An 18,725-nucleotide genomic window follows, 5' to 3' on the forward strand; every position below is an offset into this window, starting at 1 on the left:
CTCGCCGACCTATGCTAGCCATGGAGCGATGGCCTCGCGAGCAGACTCCAGCCCGCCCCCGCGCCCTCTGGACGAAATGACCTCTCGCCAGAGTGAACCTCGTGCCGTGGCAGCCGCCCACCAGGCGACCAGTTCCGACCGAGAACCGAGGCAGCCCCTGCCGGCTGGAGAGCAGGAACATGGGCCCGAACGTCTCGACCAGGTCCTCGACTTCGTGAGCTTCGTCGCGAAGCCGATGCCTCTCTCGCTCCTCCTCGATGAGGCACCGCGGCGCATCGCCGCCATCCTCGGCGCCGAGGTGGCTTCGCTCTACCTGCTCGAGGGCGACAAAGATCAGCTCGTGATGCGAGGAAACGTCGGCTTTCCGCGGCAAGCACGAGGGACGGTTCGACTCGGCATCGGACAGGGCATCACCTGGACTGCCGTCGAGCGGATGCGACCGATCTCCGTGGTTCACGCCGCCGAGCACGAGCGCTACCGCGAATTCCCTGAACTCGATGAAGAGCGGTTTCCGGTATTCCTCGCCGCACCGATCATCGGCAATGGTCGCCCCCTCGGTGCAATCGTCGTCCAGCGAGCGGGCAGCACCGCCTTCGAACGACGTGACATCGAGCTGCTCCTGGCATTGACCGCTCCGATCGCCGTCGCGATCCGTCACGCCCACTTGCTCGACGAGCTGCGGGACCGACGTCAACGCAGCGGTGGAGGTACCCGCAAGGTGACGCTCCCAGGCGTCCCAGTCGTCGCGGGGAGAGCGCTGGGAGCGATCGCCGCACTCCGTCGCCCTGCGACCTCGACGCTCGGGACACGTCACGAGCACAGCGACAAAAAGCTTCTGCGATCTGCGTTCGAGATGGCAGACCGAGCGCTCACCGAGCTTCAGTCGCGCGCCGATCAGCAGGGACTCGGGAAGGAGGCCGCGTTCCTGTCGACGTACGTCTTGATGATCAAGGATCAACGCCTCAAAGAGCGTGCCTTCGAGTTCATCACCGAGGGTCGAACGGTGGCTCAAGCCCTGGGAACCGTCGCTCGAGAGGCAGCCCGCGCGGCCAACGGCGTCGTGGGCGACCCATTCCTCCAGGAGCGTGCCCACGACATCGAAGATCTCTGCGACGCGCTCGTGATGCTGGCATCCCCTGACGCGCGGGCCGAGCTTCCATCGAAAGCCGTGCTCATCGGGGATCAGCTCACGGTCTTCGATCTCCTCATTTCGTCTCGTGCACAGCCCGTCGGGGTGGCGCTCACGGAGCGAGCAGGCGTGCGCTCTCGCGTGCTGCTCAAGCTCCTCGGCATGCCCTCCATCGTCGACGTGGTGGGTGGGTTTCGATGGGCCTCACCTGGAGACGTGGCGCTACTCGACGCAGACCACGGCTTTCTGGTCATCAATCCCTCACGCGCCGAGGTGGCGAGTGTACGGGCGCTGCGTCGGAAGGAGCGAACAGCAACCTCTCCTCTCGAAGAGGGTGTTCTCGGCGGACAAAACGATGACGGGGAAGGCTATGTCGTCACAGCCGAGGATCTCGCAGGAAGCTAGCTCTACTGCTTCGCAGCGCCTGCCTGTACCTGCTCCGCCTGGGCGGACTGCTGCTGGTCTTTCGTCGCACGCCACTTCGCAAGGCGTCGCGTCGCACGTCGCTTCTGCTTGGCTCGAACGGCCGGTTTCTGAGGCATGCCGCGCTATATAGCGACTATCGCGGCGTCAGCCAAGACCGAGCACGCCCCTTGCGTCCTGATCATGGCTCTGCTTGACCTGACCCTTCCCCCGGACGCCAGGAGACTTTCAGATGAACATCCGGCTTGTGCATGAATTTCGCTTCGAGGCAGCCCACCGCCTTCCCAGGGTGCCTCCGGGACACAAGTGCGAGCGCCTGCACGGTCACAGCTTCCGCGCCGAAATCGCCATCCGTGGCCCCGTCCGAGAGGAGACGGGCTGGGTGGTCGATTTCGCGGACCTCGAAGCCGCGTGGGCTCCCCTCCACGCTCAGCTCGACCACAATTACCTCAATGAGATTCCCGGGCTCGAGAACCCCACCAGTGAGATCCTCTCACGATGGATCTGGGACCGTCTGAGCCCAGCACTGCCTGGACTTTGTCGGGTCACCGTCTACGAGACCTGCGAAGCCCGCTGCGAGTACGAGGGGGACTGAGTCCATGAAGACGCTGGTCTGTCGCTGTGAAGACGTGACGCTCCACGAACTCGATGCCGCCATGGCCCGGGGTTACTCCGACATCGAGTCGATCAAGCGCTACACAGGCTTCGGGACGGGCTGGTGTCAGGGGAAGTGGTGCCTTGCCCTGTGCGCGCGGCTGATCACCGAACGTGGAGGCCAAGCGGAGCACCCCATCACCCCCCGGCCTCCGTATCACCCGCTCTCGCTGGCGACCCTCGCCGGTCTCGATGACCTGGTCTCGAGCAGCGGCAGTCCTGGAACGTCTCACGAGCCCTGATCCCTGACGGGCGCTACAGCGCGGGGACCGTCAAGGGCAGCGGCCGGAGGCGCAACCGACGTTCACCGTCAGCTCGAACGCTCCTTCGGACCAATACTTCGACACAGCCTCGTGGATGTAACGCAGGAGCTTCTCCGAGACCGCTGCATCCACGTCGATCTGCGCACTGAGCTCCGGCAGGACAGCCAGTCGAGCGACAGGATCATCCAGAAACTCACGCCCGCTGCCGAACGACACCGCGATCAGTCGGACGTCGACCTCGACATCGATGAGCCCCAGGGCTTCAAACTCCTGGGTCATGGACTCTGGCGTCGGACGAGCAGCCGACGCCGCGTCGATCGCAGTGCTCAGGCTCGACAGATCCTGCTTGAGCGCACACTCACGCCCCATATCGCTCAACTCCGGAAAGGAGCCACGCAGCGGCAGCGCGAGCAGCACCTGTCCACCCGGGACGAGGAGGCGACGAAGCTCGGAGAGGAGGGCTTGCCGCTCGCCGGCAGGGCACAGGGGATGGACCGACAACGCGTGGGTGAACCCGCCGGGTGACAGAGGGAGAGGCAACCCGCCATCGTGGAGCATGTAGCTCGGTGGCGCGCCAGCGCTTGCGGGTCCCCGGGCCCGGGCAGCTTCGATCGCGGCAGGGGAGGCGTCGATCCCGACGACGGTCGCGTTCTGGAGTTTCTCCAGAACCTGGCTGTCGATGTGGCCCGTGCGACAGCCGAGGTTGGCCACCTTGGCCGCCTCATAGGGCAGCATCATCTCGAGCAGCAGAGAGGAGAAATGCGACAGATAGCGCGGGATCACCGCGCTATCGAGAGCCACCGCGTCCGCCGCTGAGAGCAGCGGTCCGAACATCAGGAGTGCCTCCCGTCGCCTTCCTCGTCGTCTTCGTAGGGGGAAAGCAGCCCGAGTGCCTCCTCGGCGAGTTCGCCCAGGGTCACCTCGGAGCTGGCGTCCGCCCCATCGTCCTCCAGCTCCACGGTGCGCTTGTCGCCCACGAGTGGCTGAAGGAGTGAAGCGCTCCCCGGGTCGCCGATCTCCACCAGCGACTCGATCGCGGCTGCGACGGCATCAGCGTCCTGGTGCTTCAGGAACAGGCCGAGCAGCTTCATGACCCCCGGCTCGGGGACCTCCGCGACGATGTACGGAAGCTCGGGGAGCGCCGGCGAGCCGGCGGGGAGACGCTTGAGGGCACGCTCGATGCCTTGCGCCACTTCCTTGAAGCGATCGTAGGCAAGCTCCTCCAGCTCTTCGCCAGCAGCACGTCGTGCTTCCGGATGCTCCGCCGCCAGCACATCCACGAGCGCATCGACGGCTCGCGGTCCCTCGTGCTCGCCAAGCAACGCGGCGATGCGCACCAGGCGAAGGATGGCCTCGTCCTCGTCTTGCTCGGCTTTCGCGACCGGGATCGCGGCCACCAGCACATCGAGGGTCTGGTCGGCCGGCAACATCGTCAGCTCTTCGTGAAGCTTGCGAACGTTCCGCTCGGCGTCGAACAGCTTGCCCAGGGAGATCTCGATATCTTGGCGATTCGGCACGAATAGGAGCTACCAAGGGGCCGGCCCTTCCGCAAGCCAGCAGCTCTTCGAGGCCAGGATTCCCCACATTTCCGATGACTTCGCGCAGCCTCCACGCACGCCCGGGCAGCGCGACGGGCAGAGAGACGATACGCTGCCGCCCGAGGCATGCATCCCCTGGTACGAGGCGCTGCAGGCGCGGCCGCACTCTTTGCTCTGAGCAGTCTGGACTGGCCTCGGCCGATGCCCGCACCAGTGGTCGTCCCCCCATCGGGAGCGGCGCAAGCCGCGCGCGCGCGGCTTCTTCAGAGCGGCCAGGCCCCGGACCTCCTCGCCCTGTGCCCTCCCCGGACATTGCCCGAAGGCGACGTCTGCATCCCCTTGCCTGCTCCCCTCTCCTCGCCTTCCGCCTCATCGAGGGAGGCTGCCGGGACCATCGACCACATCCCGCGTCGCCCGGATCGCCCCGCAATGGCCGACGCCTATCGGTTTCCTCTGGGCTCGGCGGACTCCCCCACACCGGCATTGCTCGGGAACGTCGAAGTCTCGCAGCACGGAGAGAAGACACCTGGTGTCGTCGAACTGGTCGCGCAGCGTGGTGACCGCGTCACACTCCTCTCCCTCGAAGAGCAGGAGGGCGATGCCGAGATCGTCTTCGTCGGCGAGATGTATGGCACGACGGTGGGCACCCTTCACCAGATCCGCGCGGCAGATCGGCTCCAGCGCTTCCTCGTGCTCTACGGCCATCTCGACCGAGCAGGACCGGGGGTGATCGCTGGCGCGCGACTCCAAGCTGGCGTCGAGCTCGGCGCTGTGGGCGATACAGGCAGCCCGGGTGAGGTTCGCCTGCGTTTGGAAGTCCGTCAGCTTCGAGACGGAGCGCGCCTCGAACCGGCAGAGGCGCAACGTCTTCTGGACGCCTCGCTCACCTACCCTTGCGACCCACGCAACGTCTTGCCGCTACGAGCCCGGTGACTCACTCAGGGCGCCAGCTTGTAGCCGAAGCCGTAGACGGTCAGGATGTGCTCGGGCTTGTCGGGGGAGCGCTCGATCTTCTTCCGAAGCTTGACGATGAAGTTGTCGACCGTGCGGTTCGACGGTCCCGCCTCGATTCCCCAGATCTTCTGGAGGATCTCCTCGCGCGATACGGGCTGTCCGAGTCGCTCGTGCAGAAGCCGGAGAAGCTCTACTTCGTAGAACGAGAGCTGCTCACAGCGTGAGCCCTGGGTGACGGTGTGTGCCGTCATGTTCACCGTCACCAGCCCGACCTCGAAGACCTCTGGGTTCGCCTCTGTGGGTCGCGAAGCCCTGCGCAAGATGGCCCTCATCCTGGCGATGAGTTCTCCGACGCTGAAGGGCTTCGTCACGTAGTCGTCTGCCCCCGCGTCGAGCCCACGGATCTTGTCGACCTCCTGCCCCCGGGCCGTGAGCATGACGATCGGCACGAAGCGATCCCAGCGCCTCAGGTCCTCGCACACCTTGAACCCGTTGGTGTCGGGGAGCATCAGGTCGAGCAAGATGGCGTCCGGCTTCTCTTGCCGAGCGAGCAGGATGCCGTCCTTCCCCTTGGCCGCCGACACCACGGCGAACCCTTCGAACTCCAGGGCGTCGCTCAAGCCGAGCACGATGTGCGGCTCATCTTCGATGATGAGGATCTTCTTCCGCGCCAACGGGTCTCTCTTACCACAACCCAGGTCGAGCGACGCGCCTCGATGGGCTTCGCCTTTGAGGAGGACAAAACAGCAGGGCCCGACCGCACCGGCCGGGCCCTACCTGCCTGTCACATGACGACCGCGCTCAGTTCTGGCCGGGCTCCCCCGCGCAGGTGATGAACGTCGTCGCACCGGAGGCCGACTCGGCCTCTCCGACGAAGCGGATGAGGCGCTTCTGCGTCACGTCGCAGCCCGCGACGAGGTTGACGTTGCCGAGCGGCGGCGTCGTGGTTGCGTCCACGTAGCACCAGCCGTTGATCAGCTGGCCGTCAGGCCCTCGCGGATCCTCTCGTTCATCGTTCTGGCAGACGCCGAGAGCATCGCCCCGAAGCTGGGTGATCTCGCAGAAGCAGTCCCAACCCGACTCCTTCGCGAAAGGATCCTCCGCGATGGCGCGCTCTGCGGCCTTGTTCTCATCCAGCGTCACGTTGCGTCCCGTCGCCGGATCACAGGAGCAGGCCCCCTGAGAGTTGCGGGCTTCGATGATCAAGCACGACACCTGCCCATCCTTGTCGGGCACGAGCGAACGGGGCAGGCACTGGCCTCCGAGGGCCTGCTTCAGACGCTCGATGATGGCGCCGATGGCCGGGCGGTAGCCGAAGTCAGTCTCGAGGGGTTCCGTCAGCTGCGCCGGGCACACCGAGCCCACGATGCCTTGCGACCCGATGCTCTTGATCAGCTGCAGGGGACGAAGACCCGGGTATGCCTTGGCGTACTCCTGCGTCTTCCCGCCACCGGGACCCGTGCACAGAGGAATGTTCGGACTCTTGTTGCAGTCGCATCCCTGCGCTCCCGGCGGGCAAGGCGTGGACGCCTTGAGCGGGAAGATGCACGCAAACTGCAAGTCGTCATTGTTGGTGGACCACTCCGTCCCGTTGATCTGATTGTAGGTGTTCGGATCCTGCGGGTCGCTGCCCTGAACGATTGCGTCTCCCGTGATCGGGTTCGAGCCGCTGCGAGGCACGATGGACTCACGCATGAACGGATCTGCGGGGGGCACATAGTTCGCGGGGTCGCCCAGGATCGCCTCCCAGGTGTTCCCCAGCGAGCCCACCTTCTCGTTCAGCTCGTCGGAGCTCTTGAAGCCCTTCTTCAGATCAGCCGGATCGCGCGCGATGTCCTGCCAGGGAACCCCCACGATGCCAGCGAAGAAGACCAGGCCGGGATCACGGATGTTTCCAGGTTTCCCGCTCAGGTTGCTGAAGATCGGGTTGGGGACCATCTCCCCCTTCCGATTCTGGACCTGCACCCGCGTCAGCGCATCGGTGTAACGGCTCACGGGATAGAGGAAGTCGATCCCGAAGCGTCGCTTCTGATCAAAGCAACGCAGGTTGGGCCGATCGTCGTCCACGCTGTGCGGCAGGGGATCCTTCGTGTCGTCACCACCGGGGAAGCACGCGGGATCGGCCGGGCACTCCGCCTTCTTCTGACCACACGAGAAGCAGCAGGGATCGTTCGGGTTCGTGGCGCACTCCGTGCGCGCCTTGGGCAACCGGTAGTTGTTGCTGTAAGTCGCGGCCAGGTAGTACTGGCTCCCCTCACGGATGGAGCAGTCGTTCTCGTCGGTCAGCATGATGATCGCGAGCAACGAATCAGGTCGCAAGAAGTCGGCGCGCTGCCGGAGCAGCTCGTCGTCCAACCCTTGCGGCGTCGCGACACGGTCGACGACCGTCAGCGTCGCGTAGGGCTCGGGATCCACGAGGAAGCGGTACCAGCTCTCCAGCGACGCCTCGAAGCCGCAGCCCTCCTGCCCGACGCCGATCACCATGTCGGTCAGCATCGGAATGAGGGCCGTGTCGTTCAGGTCCTTGTCCGAGGGGACCTCGAGATCGGCCTCACCATCACCAGGGTTGGAGACCTGGGCCGGCGGCACCTTCTTCTGCTCGGGGTCCCACGCGAGGAACAGTTTGCCCTCATAGGTCTTGGGCGCCAGATCGTTCTCGGCGGTACCACCGGCTGACGAGCGGGCCAGCAGCCTTCCGTGATCGTTGTTCGATGCGGACAGGCTCTTGGAGCAACCATCACCACCATATCCGCCGATGCTGGAGCTGATGATCCCGATGTGGACATCGAGAACCGGGTCGAACTCTCGCTCGAAGCCGTCCGGGCAGGTCCCGAGAGGCCCGACATCCAGCGGATCGGCGTCCGAGGTGCTGATGCAGAGCGGGTTCAGCAGACCCTTCACGAGGTCGGGCACCGCCTCCGCGAGGATCGCCTGCTTGTCGGCCATCGAGGCCGAGTTGTCGATCGCGAGAACCAGATCGATCTTGTCGACGGAGCTCTGGTTGATGCGCTCGACGATCGTGCTCGTGGTCCGAGGCTCGACGGGCTCCACCGGGCGCTGGAGGCACCCGAATGCTCCTGTCGCTCCGAGGACCGTCACCGCCCCCATCATGAGCCGAGCTGCGCCCAGCCGGGATCGACTCCGCTGAGGTCTCTTCCGCGTCATTTCCGAAATCTCCTCTCAGTCAGCCCGCTCGCGAACACCGTGGGCCGGAGCCCATGAATCGCTGACATCGTTGTGAGTGGCCCCGATGCTAAGGATCCAGAGCCGTCGGCCGCAAGCATCGTCCATCCGAAGCAAGGAAGATGCCGCCAGTCGCGCTGGGATTTCCCTTGGCCCATGGCGCCAAGGACGTCAATTCGATTGCGTACCTGTCAACCTGGTAGGCACCCCTTCCCCATCTCCGGGTCTCCCTGCGTCCCGCGTCACACGGTCTGGGCCCAGACAGCAAGAAGGGACGGATCGCGCTTCCCCGCTGGACTGAGATGTGGTGATAGGCGCCGCGATGATGCGTGTAGCGGTGGCCATGGTCCCCGAGGTCCGCCAGCTCCTCCAGGAGGATCCGAGCCAGCTGGCGGCGCTCCTCGAGGAGATCCACGAGGAGGACCTCGCCGATCTCCTGACCCTCCTCGACGATGCCGAGGCGGTCCAGGTCCTCAAATCCCTCAAGGCCGAGGACGCGGCCCCTGTCTTCGAGCGCCTCGACGAGGAGACCCAGGAGGCCCTCGTCGAGGAGATGGGTGTCGAGCAGATCGCTCCCATCGTTTCGGAGATGGCCGCCGACGATCGGACGGATCTGATCGAGGCGTTGCCCGAGCCCGTCGGAGACACGCTCCTCGAGACGCTGGAGAAGGTCGATCCCGAAGCCGCCGCCGAGGTCGAAGAGCTGGCGCGCTGGCCCGAAGACAGCGCCGGTGGCCTGATGACCACCGACTACATCTCGGTGCGCCTCGACCTCCAGGTCGCGGACGTCATCGAGCGCATTCGCGCGGTCGGAGAGGATGCCGAGACCGTCTACTACGTGTACGTGGTCGATTCATCCCACCGCCTGCTCGGCGTGGTCTCTCTTCGAGATCTGCTGCTCGCATCTCCCGCGGAGCAGCTCTCCGAGGTCCTCACCGAGAACGTGTTCTCGGTCGGTCCGGAGACCGATCAGGAAGAAGTGGCGCGGGCGATGGCGAAATACGACTTCCTCGCCATGCCGGTGCTCAGTGAAGAGCGCCGTCTGCTCGGGGTCATCACCGTCGATGACGTGATGGACGTGCTCACCCAGGAACAGACCGAAGACGTCCAGCGCCTCGGCGCCGTCGAGCCCATCGAAGAGAGCTACTTCCGCACCGGGTTCTGGACCTTCATCCAGAAGCGCGCCATCTGGCTCGCCGTCCTCTTCGTCGGTGAGTTCTTCACCGGTTCTGCCCTTCGCCGTTACGACGAGGTGATCGCCGCAGTATCTTCGCTCTCGTATTATGTCCCGTTGCTCATCTCGACCGGCGGCAACTCGGGCTCCCAGTCCTCGACGCTGATCATTCGAGGCCTCGCCATGGGCGACATCCGCCCGGGCGACTGGTGGCGTGTTCTGCCTCGAGAGCTTGCCCAGGGGCTGGTTCTCGGGCTCATTCTTGCCACGATCGGGATGGCTCGGGTGTGGGCCTGGGGAGATTCTCCGGCCTTCATCGTCACCATCGGCGCGACCCTCGTGGCCATCGTGCTCATGGGCTGCGTCGTCGGCGCCATGCTCCCGCTGCTCCTCCGTCGGGTCGGCCTCGACCCGGCGACGAGTTCTGCTCCCTTCATCGCCAGCCTGGTCGATGTTCTGGGCATCATCGTTTACTTCTCACTCGCCCAGGCGCTGCTGGCCGATGTCATCAAGGCCGCCGTGCAGCATCAAGGCGGATGATGCGGGCGAGATTCCATGGCAAAAGCGCTCTGCTCGACGGAACGGTTGCTCATGAATCCAGGCTGGCCAGCGGGTGCTTGCCGGGAACAGGTCTCTCCGTCGACAGACGGACCAACTCGCCTGGAGGGTGAGCGTCAACCTTGACGCGACGGTCCACCCGGGGGAGGGAATGGTCCACGTGCGTTCAGCGCACGCCGGATAGAACGCCAACACTCTCGGAACTAGTGCAATGGCCGAAGGCTTGAATCGCGTGATGCTGCTCGGCAACCTGGGAGCGGATCCAGAACTCCGTTTCACCCAAGGTGGTCAGGCTGTTCTCAACGTCCGGCTCGCCACCACCGAAACCTATCTGGACAAGGACAGGGTGCGGAAGGAGCGTACGGATTGGCATAACGTCGTCGTGTGGGGCAAGCGCGCGGAGGCTCTCGGAAAGATCCTCGCCAAAGGCTCCTCCATCTTCGTCGAAGGCTCCCTGCGAACGTCGAGCTACGACGATCGCGACGGCAACAAGCGCTACAAGACGGAAGTCGTCGCTTCCAACATCCTGTTGACCGGAGGCCGCACGCGGGGCGGTGGCAGCATGGATGACGCCGGAGGTTTCGGTGGCGAACCCGACAGTTCCGGCGGCGGTTACGGCGGTGGCCAGCGAAGCGGCGGTGGCCAGCGAGGTGGCGGCTACGGCGGCGGTGGCGGCGGCGGCGGCTACGGTGGTGGAAGTGGCGGTGGCAGCGGCGGCGGCTACGGTGGCGGCCGAGGAGGAGGTCGACCTGCTCCTCAGCAGGATCCCAGCCCTCCGCAAGACGACTACAGCGGTGATTACGGCGGCAACGACGACGACATCCCGTTCTGAGTTCCGCTCGCCCCCTCTCCAGCGCGCGGCGCCGCCCAGTGCGCGGCGCTTTCGTAGCCCACGCCCGAACGTTTCAAGACAGCATGAGCATCGTCCACCGCGCGGGACCGCCCCTCAGGGGCACCGCGGTCGATGCCGGAGCACCGCCGCCACCACCAGCGCACCTGCCATCATGAGCATGGCGGCGGCAGGACGCGGGTTCTCCGCGGCAAACATGAACCCCCGCATCAACAACCCTGGAGAGGGTGGCGCAACGAGCGGGCCCACGAGCCGCGCGTTCTCGATGAGCGCGCTGCAACCAGAAGCGGCTTCGGGCTCTCTGGCAGGCGCCGAGCAGATCAGGGTGCACAGCAACGCTTGACGCTCGTCTTCGGTGAAGCCGAGCAGATGACGCCCTCGCACATCCATGTCGCGCCCTCCCTCGCGCGCGGCGCCCTCGAAGCACTGCTCGAACCAGCTACCCGATTGACTCGGATCCGAGCGGATCACGCCAGACGCCCACCGAAGGAGCTCGCCCGGGACTTCCCCTCGCGCCATCGACGTCGCGCGGTCGAGCACCAGCTCCTCGATCCCCGTCACCCATCGCTCCGAAGGCGCGGCGACGCAGACCTGCCCTAGCGTCGTGCCCTCCTCCGTCTGAAGGAAACGCTGCAGGACGATGCGCACGCCAGGCAGTGACGCCAGCTCCACCTTTCGAAGAGCGTGCTCTGGCGCCCCGCGCGCAGGTCGAATCGTCCCGATCTGGAGGGTCACCCCGGGGACGACGTCGAGTCGCTCGAATTCAGGGTCGCCCGAGCTCATCCAGCAGTGCGATCACCTCGCCCCGGATCTCGAGCAGCGCGTCACGCATCCGCTGCACCTCTTCCTGGGTCGCGACCTGCTCGGCGGGCGGTGGCTCGATGCCACCTTCGCGCAGTTTTCGCTTCGCACCTGCGATCGTGAAGCGGTGGGCGTAGAGCAGCTCCTTGACCTTGAGGAGCGTCTCCACATCACGCCGGCTGTAGATCCGCTGACCCTTGGCTGATTTCTGCGGACGGACGGAGCGGAACTCCGTCTCCCAGTACCGGAGGACGTGAGGCTCCACCCCCACGATGCTCGCCACCTCGCCGATCCGGTAGTAGAGCTTCGCCGGAAGCTGCGGGCGCAACGCCAAGCCTGCTCCTACTCAGTCACGGCGGTCGCGACGACGACATTGTCGCGCGGGTTGAGCGCCTGTTTCAGGATCTGGCTCGCCTTGAAGTTCAGGACGCGCCGCTCGGTGATCAAGATGGGCTCTCCCGTCTGTGGGTTGCGCCCCTGACGCTCGCGCTTGTCGCGCAACACGAAATTACCGAACCCGGAGATCTTGATCTTCTCTCCCCGCCCGAGCGTCTCCTTGAGGGTCTCGAAGACCAGATCCACCAGCTCCGCAGACTCTTTCTTCGAGAAGCCACCCAGCCGCGAGTAGACAGCCTGAACGATTTCGGACTTCGTCATGACACCCCCAAGCTTCGACGCTCGCGAGCCCTGCTCGGGCCTCTAGCTCAATGCTTCCGGGAGGATGCCAGCGTGCGTCAGGAAGATCTAGGGGGTCGGCAAGGGACCGCCTGCCCGATCAGGCGGCGGCGTCCGTATAGGGCCGCTCTTCGGCCGGGCCGGTCCAGGTCGGGCCGGTGGTCTCGCTGACCCGCGTCCCGTCCCACACCTCGCCAGAGGTCGCGACCTCACGCCGACGTGCCGTCTGCTCCTGGGCGACCAGCACCGCCACGTAGCCGTAACCGAAGGTGAACAGAACGGCGAAGGGCGTCGCCACGTAGTGCCCCGTCTCGATGGAGGCCACCACGGCCGTGAACGAGATCAGCGCCAGCAGCGTCTCCACGAGGGGGAGGTCCGTCCGGACCTTGTAGCGCCCCTTGTTGTCGCCGTGCTTCGGCGTCCGCACGAACTCGCCGGCCATCTGCCTGCAGCCCTCGAGCACCGCCTTGCAGAGGTGGGGCGCGAGGCCCGTCCCCAGGGCGATCAGCATGGGCAGGCGCACCAGGGCGCCCAGACGGGGGCGCCCCTGGGCCGCCTCCGCGAGCATGTAGAACGCCGCCAGCGAGCCGGTGGTGGCGATGCACAGCGGGAGGTCGATGGCCAGCATCGTCATCGTATCCGCCGCCGGGAACAGCACGAGCGCGGGCATCAACAGGACGCTGAGCAGCACCAGAAGCGGGTAAGCAAAGTGCGGGGTGAGGTGGAAGAACGCCTCGATCCGCTGGCTCAAGCTCAGGTCGGCGCGGAGGATGGTGCCCATCAGCTTGCGCGCCGTCTGCACCGTCCCCTTGGCCCAGCGGTACTGTTGCGCCCGGAGCGCAGAGATGTCCTCCGGCAGCTCGGACGGGGACACCACGTCCTCGCGGTAGACGAAGCGATAGCCAGCGAGCTGGGCTCGATACGACAGATCGAGGTCCTCGGTGAGCGTGTCGTGCTGCCAGCCACCCGCCTTCCGGATTGCCTCGGAGCGCCAGATGCCACCGGTCCCGGAGAAATTGAAGAGGAAGCCTGCGCCGAAGCGCGCTCGGTTCTCCACCAGGTGGTGACCGTCGAGCATCTGGGCCTGCACCTTGGTCAGGATCGAAGTGTCCCGGTTCAGGTGACCCCAGCGCGTCTGGACCATCGCGACCCGCGGGTCCTCGAAGTGGCCGACGATCGACCGCAGGAAGCTGGGCTGAGGGATGAAGTCGGCGTCGAAGACCGCCACGAGATCGCCCTTCGCCACCTTCAAGCCGGCGTCGAGCGCCCCGGCCTTGTACCCCACGCGATCGACACGGTGCAGGTACACGGCGTCCACACCACGCCCTCGAAGCTCGACGACCTTGGCGCGCGCCAGCGCTTGCGTCTCGTCGGTCGAGTCGTCCAGGACCTGGATCTCCAGCTTGTCGGCCGGATAGTCCATCGTCGCGACCGCATCGAGCAGGCGCGCGGTGACCGTCGACTCGTTGAAGAGGGGCAGCTGGATGGTGACCGGAGGCAGATCGTGATCCGTCAGCGCCGTGACCTCCTGCGCGGAGGCGATGCGCGACCGGTTGTGCCAGCACAGAAAGACGAGGTGCAGGCGATGCAACCCGTAGGCACTGAGACCCGCGAGGACACTGAAGTAGAGCAAACCGAGTGCGAGAGAGAGCATCAAGGCACCTGACACCGGCACAGCACTGCCGCCGGCGAGCGCCTCATCGCTACCACCTGACGCCGCGGAAGTTGTCACGCACTTGTAATTCGTTGCAACCGTGTGTAACGAGCTGCGGAGAAGTTGACAGCGCGCGAGGTTGCAGTTTCTTCGCGCGAGGCCTGGATGGGAGCTGGTGGATGCCCCCACCCGTGGCCATTCGGAGGAAGGATGAGCCGAGCCCTCTGGGATCAGTTGAAGGCGAAGCAGTCGGCGTTCCTCCGCACGCGGCTCGTATCAGAACAGGCGGCGCGAGACTTTCGTACGAGCCTCCCGGCGGGTTGGGCCGCGTTGCTCGCGACCCCTCTCGGTGATCTGACCGATCCTGCCGCCCTGAACCGCGCCCTCGATGCGGCGCTCCAGGGCCCCTCGGCTTCGCGGGCCATCCGGCCCGCTGCCACGGCGATCCTCTCGCCCCTGATCGAGGCAGCCCGCAAGGAGCCCTCTCGCGCCGGAGAGTTCTTGCCGACCGAAGCCCACGCCAAGCTACGGCGGCTGGCAGCGAGGCCGAAGATCTTGTCCGAGAAGCTCGTGCGTCAGGTCCTCGAGAGCGAGGCGATGGACGAGGTCATGACGGACATCCTCTCCAGCATGCTCCGGGATTTCTCGCACCGCGTGAACCCGCTCGTGGCGGAGTGGGGCCTCCCCTCGCTCCTCAAGCGGATCTCCCTGTTCGGTCTGGGGAAGGGGCTCGAGGCCGTGCGCGCCGAGTTCGAGCGCCGCCTCGATCCCGAGATCTTCTCCTTTCTCCGCAGCTCGTCCCGCAAGGCCCTGCGGGAGACCTCGGACGCGCTGGTCCAGCGGGCGGCTCAGCCGAAGCACGTCGCGCTCCGCCAGCACCTCGCCACCTGGCTTCTGGAGCAGCGGATCGCCGAGCTCCTCGATGCCCTCGACGACGAAGGCGCCGCGCTCGCCCAGGAGCTCCTCGTCGACGCCCTGAACCACGGGCTCTCCCGCAAGGACCTGGCCGAGCGCCGCCGCGCAGCCATCCTCGCCTTTTACATCGAGCACCGCACCCACCCGGTGGGCGACGTGCTGGCACGCCACGGGATCACCTTCGAGCCCGACTTCGACGCGCTCGCGGGCGCATTGTGGCCCCTGGTCCGCGCCGCCTGTGAGAGCGCTCCCGTGCAGGCATGGCTCGAAACGATCGTGGCAGAGTTTTTCGACGGCCTCCCGGACGACCTCACCTGAATCGGGTGGCCACGTCGTTCGAGCACCTCCCGGACGACCTCACCTGGACACCGACAGCACGAGTTGGCTTGGGTTCCCCTGCCGACTGGAGCGATGATCGCGGCCACCCGCGTGGCTCTCCATGGGACGCATCCCGGTGAAAGCGCAGAACCGAGACGCGCGTTGTCCGTCTGAGCGAGGACCCCGGTCCACGGTCAGCGCGGCAGCAGGAGCTTGGGGGCAGACCCGCAACCGCGGGAGGGAGCGAAACGATGAGAGGGCTCGAACGACGGTGGTCCAACGTGTGGCGAAGCGGAAGCTGGGCGCTGCTGGTCGGTCTCGTGGCCACCAGCGCGGCTTGCCAGCACCGCGAAGAGCCCTCTCTCCAGGCGGCCCCGGCAGCGGAGGAGCGGGCGAACGCCGAGAAAGGCCCAGCCCAGCAAGGAGGTCTGGCAGCGGCACCCCCACCCGCCCCGCCAGCCGCTGAGTCCGACACCCCCGTCGATACGGCGGTGGGCGACTACGACCCCGTGCTCAGCGCCCCAGGGGGAGTCCGTGCCGGCTCCGGCTCCCCGCGCAAGCCTTCGAGCTCACCCCAGCCCCTCCGCATCGAAGGCAAAGCGAAGGGCGGTGCCGTGTTCGATCAGGCGCTCGGCAGCCCCGCCCAGCGCGCCGCTGGCCCCCTCGCCACGGCAGCACCACCGCCCGCCCAGGCGGAGCTCGCCATCGATCCGAACGGTCGCTTCGCCACCACCTACCGCCCCGGGGGTGGTCACCTCGCCGCCTTCGAGTCCGCGGTCGCGCGCGGCATCGTCCCGCTGGCCGAGCGCGAGCTCGTGAGTGATGTCGGCGCCCGCTACAGCCCGTCGATCGAGCCTCCCCAGAAGGCCGCCCTCACGTTCCGCACCGAGTTCGAGCGTGCCAAGGCCCCTCCAAGCGGCGGGGAGACGCATCTCCGGATCTCGCTCCGCTCGGCGACGACGGCGGCCGCCTCAAGGCCGCACCTCTCTGTGCACCTCGTCCTCGACGTCAGCGGCTCGATGCGCGGAGAACCCATCCTCCGCGCCCGCGAGGCCGCACGCGCGCTGGTCCAGAAGCTCCGCCCGACCGACGACTTCTCGCTCACGACCTTCTCCAGCGACGCCCAGGTCAAGATCACCGACGGCCCCGTCGGGGCCCGCCGCGCCGACATCCTCCGGACCATCGAGGGGATCGTCGAGGGCGGCGGCACGAACATCGGACACGGCCTCCAGCTCGGTTACGAGCAAGCCCGAGGGGCCAAGGGTGTCCCCGCAGACGCCGTCCGTGTGGTGCTCCTCATGTCCGATGGGCGCGCGAACTCCGGCATCCTCAACAGCGAGCAGCTCTCCCGCATGGCCCTCGGCGCATTCCAGGACGGCATCCAGACCAGCGCGTTCGGCCTCGGCAGCGACTACGACGGCGCGCTGATGAGCAGCATCGCCAGCGATGGCGCCGGCGGCTACTACTACCTCCGTGACGCCGACCAGCTCTCTCCTGCGCTCTCCACGGAACTCGACAAGCGCCTGGATCCCGTCGCCACGGCGGTCGAGCTGCGCGTGCGGCTCAAGCCCGACGTCAAGCTCTTCCATGTGTACGGCTCTCGCCGGCTGAGCGACGCCGAGTCGGCACGGGTCCGCGCTCAGGAGGTCGCCGCCGATGTTCAGGCCGCGCAGCGCGACAAGATCAAGCAAGACCGGCAAGACGACGCGCAAGGAGGGATGCGCTTCTTCATCCCGGCCTTCGCGCGCGACGATCAACACGCCATCCTGCTCAAGCTCGCGCTGCCCCCTGGCGTCGGAACGCGCGACGTCGCGCTGGTCGAGCTCAAGTACAAGGATCGCATCGGCAAGAAGAACGGTGTCGAGGAGCTGCCCATCAAGATCACCTACGCCGGTAGCGACGCCGAGAGCGCCGCGAGTCAGGATGCCTCCGTCGCCCGGACGGTGCAGGGGTTCGGTGCGGGTGAGACGCTCGCCGAGGCGTCCCGGCTGATCGCCAACAACGACCGCGAGCGCGCCATCGCCATCTTGACCGAGCGCGAGGGGATCCTTCGCACCGCCGCCACCACGCTGAGCGAGCCCTTGTTCCAGAAAGATGCGGACCGCCTCTCACGCCTCCGCACGCACGCCGGCACCTTCATCGGCATCGGCGATCCGCTGGTCCTCGCCATGCTGCTCGAGACGGCAGCCCGTACGCACCTGCGCTGAGCCCTCCCCAGCCCCCATGACGAAGACCCTCTCTCTCCCCCTCGATCAAGCCGTCACGCCAGTCGATGTCCGCCCTGGCGAGACCATCGTCATCAAGGGCGCGCTGGTCTCGTCACACAACGGCTCGGTGGTCGATGCGGCGACCATCACCTGGCCAGCCGAGTCCCCTGGTGGCGCCTCGGTCTCGCCGGGTGGCCTCATCGACATCGAGGGCGGCGGCTGGCACATGAGCCGACGCGACCATCAAAACCACGAGGTCGAGCTGATCGCCACCAACGAGGCGGCTTCCGCCCCGGCGTGCGCGGCGGTCGGCGTCCCTGGCCCATGCTTGCCCTTGCGCACCCTCACGCTGGCGACGAGCCAGCTCACGACCGTCAAGGAGTGGAATCAACACCACAAGGGCGCCCTCACCGTCACCCTCCCGGATCCTCCCCCGGTCGCGGTCGCCCCGAGCATGGTCCCCTACCTGCAAGGGAGTGCCCTTCTCCTCGGGTTCGGCCTCCTCGCCGCCCTGGGATGGACGGTGCATCGTCGCCGCGCCAGCTCCGCGGCCGGTCAGCTCCTCGCCCTCGCCGATCGCGTTCGCCGCAAGCTGAAGCGCGCCGACCCCGTCCTGGCGGCGACGCTCACCCCCGTCGTGGATGCCGCGAGCAGCGCCGTCCGGAGGCGCCGCGTCGACCCGGGCTCCAGGGAAGCACAGCGTGTCGCCGACGCGCTGCGCCGCATCGAGCTTCGCATCGAGGCCGCGTCGGCCGCCGAAGAACAACAGGCCGCCGATGAGCTGGTGCAAGAGGTCGAGAGCGCGCTGGAAGCTGCGGATGAGGTCGTCCCCGCCCAGCGCCGCACTTGATACTGAAACACCGAAGGAACGCTCGCCGCCTCGACCGCCAGAGCGCTTCCTCCGAGAAAAACCCCGTCTGCATCACGCCGCCGTGAAGTCAGCTCTTCCCTTCAATGAAGGGCGCTCGCCGCTTCCACCGCGGAGGCAATGCTCGCGAAGTTCCGGGAGGGCCGCGCAGGCAGCGTCGGCGCGAAGGCCTCCACGTCCAAGATCAGATCGGGACCATCCGCGAGGGTGACCAGCACCACAGGAATACGCGGGAACATGCGGCGGAGTTCCTCCAGCCGCTCATGTCGCTCGGCCTCTTGCGGGGGCACGAGGACGAGAACGTGAGGCCGCCGCTGTGCGACCGCCTCCGATGCGCCCATGATCCCGGCGCACGAGTCCACCTGGTACTCACGCGAGGTGAGAAAGCCAGCCAGAACCTGCGCCCGCCGAGCGTCATCATCAATCACCAGGACACGAGTCATACCGAGAGCCTCCTGCTCGTTCACGACAGTGCCACGATCCTCTTGGCAAAGTCCGGACCCGCAAGGAATCCCCCCTTGCCTCGACCCACCCACGAAAAAGATACCCGATTCTCGTCGC

General features: G+C 66.6%; 18 protein-coding genes. 9 read left to right on the forward strand and 9 right to left on the reverse strand.

Annotation, left to right across the window (positions count from 1 at the left end; translation table 11 throughout):
- The first annotated feature begins 214 nt into the window (after positions 1–214).
- From CMC5_RS00530 to CMC5_RS00540, 3 genes are all read left to right on the forward strand, one after another.
- Positions 215–1,534, forward strand: a complete 1,320-nt coding sequence (locus tag CMC5_RS00530; RefSeq protein ID WP_245678195.1) for a GAF domain-containing protein — start codon at positions 215–217, stop codon at positions 1,532–1,534.
- Between the two features lie 256 nt (positions 1,535–1,790).
- The gene (gene queD / locus CMC5_RS00535; RefSeq protein WP_342673977.1) at positions 1,791–2,147 is read left to right on the forward strand and encodes a 6-carboxytetrahydropterin synthase QueD; all 357 of its coding nucleotides are present in this window, start codon (positions 1,791–1,793) and stop codon (positions 2,145–2,147) included.
- 4 nt (positions 2,148–2,151) lie between these two features.
- Entirely contained in the window at positions 2,152–2,448 is a 297-nt protein-coding gene (locus CMC5_RS00540) for a (2Fe-2S)-binding protein (protein WP_050428575.1), read from the forward strand.
- A gap of 30 nt (positions 2,449–2,478) precedes the next feature.
- Here the strand turns inward: CMC5_RS00540 and CMC5_RS00545 are convergent, their stop codons facing one another.
- A complete protein-coding gene (locus CMC5_RS00545) occupies positions 2,479–3,303 on the reverse strand; it encodes a class I SAM-dependent methyltransferase (protein WP_050428576.1) in 825 nt (274 codons plus the stop codon).
- The gene (locus tag CMC5_RS00550) at positions 3,303–3,986 is read right to left on the reverse strand and encodes a HEAT repeat domain-containing protein (RefSeq protein ID WP_050428577.1); all 684 of its coding nucleotides are present in this window, start codon (positions 3,984–3,986) and stop codon (positions 3,303–3,305) included. Before CMC5_RS00550 ends, CMC5_RS00545 begins: the two co-directional genes overlap by 1 nt.
- Positions 3,987–4,208: 222 nt before the next feature.
- On the opposite strand from CMC5_RS00550, the gene CMC5_RS00555 reads away from it, so the two are divergent.
- A complete protein-coding gene (locus tag CMC5_RS00555; RefSeq protein ID WP_156337993.1) occupies positions 4,209–4,940 on the forward strand; it encodes a hypothetical protein in 732 nt (243 codons plus the stop codon).
- Positions 4,941–4,945: 5 nt separating this feature from the next.
- On the opposite strand, the gene CMC5_RS00560 is transcribed toward CMC5_RS00555, so the two are convergent.
- On the reverse strand, positions 4,946–5,635 hold the full coding sequence (locus tag CMC5_RS00560) for a response regulator transcription factor (RefSeq protein ID WP_050428579.1): 690 nt from the start codon (positions 5,633–5,635) through the stop codon (positions 4,946–4,948).
- Between the two features lie 127 nt (positions 5,636–5,762).
- Positions 5,763–8,126, reverse strand: a complete 2,364-nt coding sequence (locus tag CMC5_RS00565) for a hypothetical protein (protein ID WP_050428580.1) — start codon at positions 8,124–8,126, stop codon at positions 5,763–5,765.
- A gap of 340 nt (positions 8,127–8,466) precedes the next feature.
- Here CMC5_RS00565 and mgtE point away from each other — a divergent pair, with 340 nt between their 5' ends.
- Positions 8,467–9,858, forward strand: coding sequence for a magnesium transporter (mgtE, locus tag CMC5_RS00570; RefSeq protein ID WP_050428581.1), 1,392 nt, complete (start codon positions 8,467–8,469; stop codon positions 9,856–9,858).
- Between the two features lie 229 nt (positions 9,859–10,087).
- Entirely contained in the window at positions 10,088–10,708 is a 621-nt protein-coding gene (locus CMC5_RS48305; RefSeq protein WP_050428582.1) for a single-stranded DNA-binding protein, read from the forward strand.
- A 114-nt stretch (positions 10,709–10,822) separates the two neighbouring features.
- On the opposite strand, the gene CMC5_RS00580 is transcribed toward CMC5_RS48305, so the two are convergent.
- The 4 genes from CMC5_RS00580 to CMC5_RS00595 all read right to left on the reverse strand — a co-directional run bounded on the left by CMC5_RS00580 (position 10,823) and on the right by CMC5_RS00595 (position 13,856).
- Positions 10,823–11,509, reverse strand: a complete 687-nt coding sequence (locus CMC5_RS00580) for a hypothetical protein (RefSeq protein WP_050428583.1) — start codon at positions 11,507–11,509, stop codon at positions 10,823–10,825.
- A complete protein-coding gene (locus tag CMC5_RS00585) occupies positions 11,490–11,861 on the reverse strand; it encodes a MerR family transcriptional regulator (protein WP_050428584.1) in 372 nt (123 codons plus the stop codon). The genes CMC5_RS00580 and CMC5_RS00585 overlap by 20 nt, the downstream gene beginning before the upstream one ends.
- An 8-nt stretch (positions 11,862–11,869) precedes the next feature.
- Positions 11,870–12,184, reverse strand: a complete 315-nt coding sequence (locus CMC5_RS00590) for an integration host factor subunit alpha (RefSeq protein ID WP_050428585.1) — start codon at positions 12,182–12,184, stop codon at positions 11,870–11,872.
- Between the two features lie 118 nt (positions 12,185–12,302).
- Complete coding sequence (locus CMC5_RS00595) at positions 12,303–13,856, reverse strand: glycosyltransferase (RefSeq protein ID WP_082363342.1); 1,554 nt, start codon at positions 13,854–13,856, stop codon at positions 12,303–12,305.
- Positions 13,857–14,066: 210 nt separating this feature from the next.
- On the opposite strand from CMC5_RS00595, the gene CMC5_RS00600 reads away from it, so the two are divergent.
- The 3 genes from CMC5_RS00600 (at position 14,067) to CMC5_RS00610 (ending at position 18,146) form a co-directional block, all read left to right on the forward strand.
- Positions 14,067–15,089 carry a hypothetical protein gene (locus tag CMC5_RS00600; protein ID WP_050428586.1) on the forward strand — a complete coding sequence of 341 codons (1,023 nt, stop codon included), beginning with the start codon at positions 14,067–14,069 and terminating at the stop codon, positions 15,087–15,089.
- Positions 15,090–15,340: 251 nt separating this feature from the next.
- The gene (locus CMC5_RS00605) at positions 15,341–17,296 is read left to right on the forward strand and encodes a VWA domain-containing protein (protein ID WP_082362125.1); all 1,956 of its coding nucleotides are present in this window, start codon (positions 15,341–15,343) and stop codon (positions 17,294–17,296) included.
- A gap of 16 nt (positions 17,297–17,312) precedes the next feature.
- On the forward strand, positions 17,313–18,146 hold the full coding sequence (locus CMC5_RS00610; RefSeq protein WP_050428588.1) for a hypothetical protein: 834 nt from the start codon (positions 17,313–17,315) through the stop codon (positions 18,144–18,146).
- Between the two features lie 101 nt (positions 18,147–18,247).
- On the opposite strand, the gene CMC5_RS00615 is transcribed toward CMC5_RS00610, so the two are convergent.
- Positions 18,248–18,607: a response regulator gene (locus CMC5_RS00615; RefSeq protein WP_050428589.1), complete on the reverse strand. Its 360-nt coding sequence runs from the start codon at positions 18,605–18,607 to the stop codon at positions 18,248–18,250.
- Positions 18,608–18,725: the final 118 nt, after the last annotated feature.

This window comes from Chondromyces crocatus (assembly GCF_001189295.1).
Taxonomy (GTDB): domain Bacteria; phylum Myxococcota_A; class Polyangia; order Polyangiales; family Polyangiaceae; genus Chondromyces; species Chondromyces crocatus.